This window comes from Cellulosimicrobium sp. BMG9.23 (genome assembly GCF_059159985.1).
The window spans coordinates 1-4502 of sequence record NZ_JBZGBZ010000019.1 but is presented as its reverse complement, the minus strand read 5'-3'; the positions used below and the strand labels follow the sequence as shown (position 1 = coordinate 4502).

Sequence of the window (4502 nt, the reverse complement as noted above, 5' to 3'; positions counted from 1 at the left end):
CAACTTCGGCTCCTTCGACGCCTTCAAGAAGCAGTTCGCCGCCGTCGCCGCGGGCGTCCAGGGCTCCGGCTGGGCCATCCTCGCCTGGGACTCCATCGGCCAGAAGCTCATCACCGTCCAGCTCTACGACCAGCAGGGCAACATCGCCCTCGGCCTGACCCCCATCGTCCTGCTCGACGTCTGGGAGCACGCCTACTACCTCGACTACCAGAACGTGCGCGCCGACTACGTCACCGCCTGGTGGAACCTCGTCAACTGGTCCGACGCCGAGGCCCGCCTCCAGCGCGCCAAGACCCAGACCGCCGGGCTCATCGTCGCCTGACAACACCGCCTGAGAACACCGCACCACCCGCAGCGCCGACGCCGAACCCCGGGTTGTCCCCCGATCAGCACCCTGATCGCGGGACAACCCGGGGTTCGGCACGTTCCGCCCCTGAGCCCAGGGCCCTGGACCCGCGCGGTCAGTCGGCTGTCACGAAGAGGTGGCGCGCGACGTCGAGGGGCAGGTCGAGGACGACCTCCGCGCCGTCGCCCGAGACCGTCACGCCGCCGTCCGCGGGCTCCACGACGAGCGTCCGCCGCGGGAAGACCCCCGCCTCGGCGAACCGCGCGAGGAGCTCGACGTCGACCTGGATCGGCTCGGCGATGCGCTGCAGGACGACGCGCGCCTGCTGGCCCGACCGCACGCCGTGCGCGACGAGGTGAGCGGGCAGCGACGACACGCCGTCGAGGTACTCGACCTCCGGCAGGTCCTCGCCGAGCTCGCGCAGGCCGGGGATCGGGTTGCCGTAGGGGTCGTGCGCGGGGTGGTCGAGCAGCCCGATGAGGCGCTTCTCGACGAGGTCGCTCATGACGTGCTCCCACCGGCAGGCCTCGGTGTGGACCTGCTCCCAGTCGAGCTTGATGACGTCGGTGAGCAGCCGCTCGGCGAGGCGGTGCTTGCGCATGACGCGCACGGCCGTCTGGTGGCCCTGCGCCGTGAGCTCGAGCTGGCGGTCGCCGCCGACGACGACGAGCCCGTCACGCTCCATCCGGGCGACGGTCTGCGACACCGTGGGCCCGGAGTGCCCGAGCCGCTCGGCGATGCGGGCGCGCAGCGGCGGGATGCCCTCCTCCTGCAGCTCGTAGATCGACTTCAGGTACATCTCGGTGGTGTCGATCAGGTCGGTCACGAGGCCTCCCGGGCGGCGCGCAGGGTTGGAAGCAGGGTCTTCTCTGGAACCGTTCCAGTCTAGCGGTCCGGCGTCAACACGATGATGTGTCGCTTGCACATACTGTGCGCCACACACTATCGTGTGACACATGATCGATCCAGAGATCTCCGCGGGACACAGCCAGGAGGTGCGGCGCGGTTCCGTCGTCGTCGCGAGCCTGCTGATGCTGCGCACCCCTGGCTACGGGTACGGGCTGCTCGAGTCGCTCGCGGCGGCCGACCTGCCCGTCGACGCCAACACGCTGTACCCCCTCCTGCGCCGCCTCGAGAAGCAGGGGCTGCTCGTCAGCGAGTGGAACACCGACGAGGCCCGGCCGCGCAAGTTCTACCGGACGTCACCCGACGGCGAGCGGCTCGCGCGCACGCTGCTCGCCGAGTGGACGGCCGTCGCCCACCACCTCCAGACCATCGACACGCAGAAGGGCCGGTCATGACGCTCACCGACCGCTACGTCGCGGCGACCCTGCGCCGCATCCCCACCGAGCAGCACGGCGACATCGAGGACGAGCTGCGCGCGTCCATCGCGGACGCCGTCGACGCCCAGCTCGACTCCGGCGTCGCGCAGGACCAGGCCGAGACCACGGTGCTCAACGACCTCGGCGACCCCGACCGGCTCGCCGCCGACCTCGCCGGCCGCCCGCTCTACCTCATCGGCCCGGCGCTCTATCCCGACTGGCTGCGCCTCCTCAAGGTGCTGGTCTGGTTCAGCCTCGTCCCCGGGGCCGTCGTCCTCACGGTCGACCTCGTCGACGGCGGTCCCGTCGGCTCCGCGATCTGGGAGGGCCTGTGGACGGCGGCGACCGTCGCGCTGCAGATCGCGTTCTGGACCACCCTCGTGTTCGTGGTCACGGAGCGCACCGGCACGAAGCCCGGCGACCTCACCGGCCCCTGGACCGTCGACCGCCTGCCGGCCGACCGGCCCCGGCGCGAGGTCTCGCTCGTCGACACGGTCGCGTCCGTCGGGCTGCTCGTCCTGGTCGCCGCGGCGCTCCTGCTGCAGCCCGCGCTCTCGTGGTTCCACGAGCCCGACGGCACCGCGATCCCGGTGCTGCACCCGGACCTGTGGCCGGCCTGGACCGTCGCCCTCCTGGCGATCGTCGCGGTCGACATCGTGCTCACCATCGTCACGTATGCCCGCGGCCGGTGGACCGTCGGCCTCGCCGCCGTCAACACCGTCACGGCCGCGCTGTTCGCCGGCGTCGTCGTGTGGCTCGCGAGCGCCGACCGCCTCGTCAACCCGGCGTTCCTCGAGGCCTCGGGGGGCGACTCTCTGACGTGGCTCTCGAACGGGATCATCGCGATGACCGTCGTCATCGCCGTCTGGGACGTCGTCGACGTGTGGGTCAAGGCCCTGCGCACGCGCCGCGCCTAGTCTGTCCCGGTGACCTCCCGCCGCCTCGACCGCGTCCGCGACGCGGTCGAGGCGGCCGCCGAGCGCGAGGGCTTCACGCTCGACCCCGGCCAGCGCGAGGTCCTCGCGCGGCTCCTCACGGTCGCCGCGGGACTCCCCCGGAACGGTGCCCGACGGCGACCCGCGCCCCTCCCGCCACCTCGCCCGGCGCCTCGCACGGCGCCGCGCGGCCTGTACGTGTGGGGACCCGCGGGTCGCGGCAAGTCCTGGCTCGCGGGCGCGTTCTTCACGGCGCTCTCGCGCGAGCTCCCGGCCGGCGCGACGAAGCGCGTCCACGTGTACGACCTCCTCCGCGAGCTGCACGCGGCCATCCACGCGCACCGGGCGACGTCCCCCGGCGGGCCGCGGGCCGCCGTCGGGCAGCACGGTCCGACCCGCGGGTGGCGGACCCGCGCACCCGACCGGGCCCCGACCGACGCGCGACCCGACCCGAACCCTTCCGCCGCGCGACCCGATCTGCCGCCCGGCGCGGTCGACGCCGCGATCGACGGCCTCCTGCGCGGCACCACGCTGCTCTACCTCGACGAGCTCCACCTGCACGACTCCGGCGACGCGACCCTCCTGACGCGGCTCCTGCGCCGGACGTTCGAGGCGGGCGTCGTCGTCCTCGCCACGTCGAACTACGCGCCTGCCACGCTCCTGCCGAACCCGTTGTGGCACCACCTCGCCGAGCCGGGCATCGCGCTCCTGCGCGAGCACCTCGACGTCGTGGAGCTCACCGGCCCGACGGACTACCGGTCGCTCGGAGGACGCGGACGTCCGGGTTTCGCCGCGGGCGCGTGGCTCACCCCGGGGACGACGACGCAGCTCGCCGCGCGCGGGCTGCGCGCCCCGGGTCCCGGCGAGGCGACGCGCGTGCGCACCGGGTCGCGAACCTTCGCGGTGTCCGCCGCGCGCGAGGACCACGAGGCCGGGCCGGCGGAGCTCTGGGTGACCTTCGAGGAACTGGCGACCCGTCCGACGTCGACCCTCGAGTACCTCGACTGGGCCGCCCGGTTCGCCCGGTGGGTGATCACCGACGTCCCGCTCCTCACCGAGGTCGACCGCGAGGCGCAGCAGCGGTTCGTCGCCGTCGTGGACGTGCTGTGCGACGCGGACGTCGAGCTCGTGGTGACGTCGCCGCACGACCGCGCGACGTTCCTCGCGGCACGCACCGAGCGTCCCGACGCGTTCCGCACCGCGAGCCGGCTCCAGCTCCTCGACGCCTCGGCCGTCGCGCACGACGCGCCCCGAGGCACGCGACAGGCCGGCACGGCCGCCTGTCGGGACTGAGGGCGGCGGACGCTACGATCGGCCCCGACGCGGCACCCATCCCGACCGGAGGTTCTCGTGGCACCCACTGACGGCAGCGGCACGGGCGACGACCGCTCGCGCCGTCCCCGCTCGGCCGACACCCTGACCTGCTCGTTCTGCGGGAAGTCGCAGAAGCAGGTCAAGCGCCTGATCGCCGGACCGGCGGGGGTCTTCATCTGCGACGAGTGCGTCGCGCTGTGCCTGGAGATGGTCGACGAGGACCGCGAGCCCGAGAACCAGGACGTCGCGACGGGTGACGGACGCCTGCCCACGCCGCACGAGATCTTCGCGCACCTCAGCACGTACGTCGTCGGGCAGGACCCCGCGAAGCGTGCGCTCGCCGTCGCCGTCCACAACCACTACAAGCGGGTCCGGGCGGCCGCGGCCGCCGCCGAGGCGGCGGAGGCCGCCGAGGCCGCTGGTGACGCAGCGTCCGGGCCGGGCGACGGTCTCGACGACGTGGAGCTGGCGAAGTCGAACATTCTGTTGATCGGTCCGACGGGGACGGGTAAGACGTATCTGGCGCAGACGTTGGCGCGGATGTTGAACGTGCCGTTCGCGATCGCGGACGCGACAGCGTTGACG

General features: G+C 73.1%; 6 protein-coding genes. 5 read left to right on the top strand and 1 reads right to left on the bottom strand.

Features of this window, described 5'->3' with window-relative positions:
* On the top strand, positions 1 to 322 hold a 322-nt coding region (locus AC4H2G_RS21505; RefSeq protein ID WP_494367782.1), incomplete at its 5' end, for a superoxide dismutase.
* A 139-nt stretch (positions 323 to 461) separates the two neighbouring features.
* Here the strand turns inward: AC4H2G_RS21505 and AC4H2G_RS21500 are convergent.
* Positions 462 to 1172, bottom strand: coding sequence for an iron-dependent transcriptional repressor DtxR (locus AC4H2G_RS21500; protein ID WP_494367781.1), 711 nt, complete (start codon positions 1170 to 1172; stop codon positions 462 to 464).
* 130 nt (positions 1173 to 1302) lie between these two features.
* On the opposite strand from AC4H2G_RS21500, the gene AC4H2G_RS21495 reads away from it, so the two are divergent.
* From AC4H2G_RS21495 to AC4H2G_RS21480, 4 genes are all read left to right on the top strand, one after another.
* Positions 1303 to 1647 (top strand): PadR family transcriptional regulator, encoded by a 345-nt coding sequence (locus AC4H2G_RS21495; RefSeq protein WP_494367780.1) that lies wholly within the window; start codon positions 1303 to 1305, stop codon positions 1645 to 1647.
* Positions 1644 to 2585, top strand: a complete 942-nt coding sequence (locus AC4H2G_RS21490) for a permease prefix domain 1-containing protein (RefSeq protein WP_494367779.1) — start codon at positions 1644 to 1646, stop codon at positions 2583 to 2585. Before AC4H2G_RS21495 ends, AC4H2G_RS21490 begins: the two co-directional genes overlap by 4 nt.
* Positions 2586 to 2594: 9 nt before the next feature.
* Positions 2595 to 3896 (top strand): cell division protein ZapE, encoded by a 1302-nt coding sequence (zapE, locus tag AC4H2G_RS21485; protein WP_494367778.1) that lies wholly within the window; start codon positions 2595 to 2597, stop codon positions 3894 to 3896.
* Positions 3897 to 3953: 57 nt separating this feature from the next.
* On the top strand, positions 3954 to 4502 hold a 549-nt coding region (locus tag AC4H2G_RS21480), incomplete at its 3' end, for a ClpX C4-type zinc finger protein (RefSeq protein ID WP_494367777.1).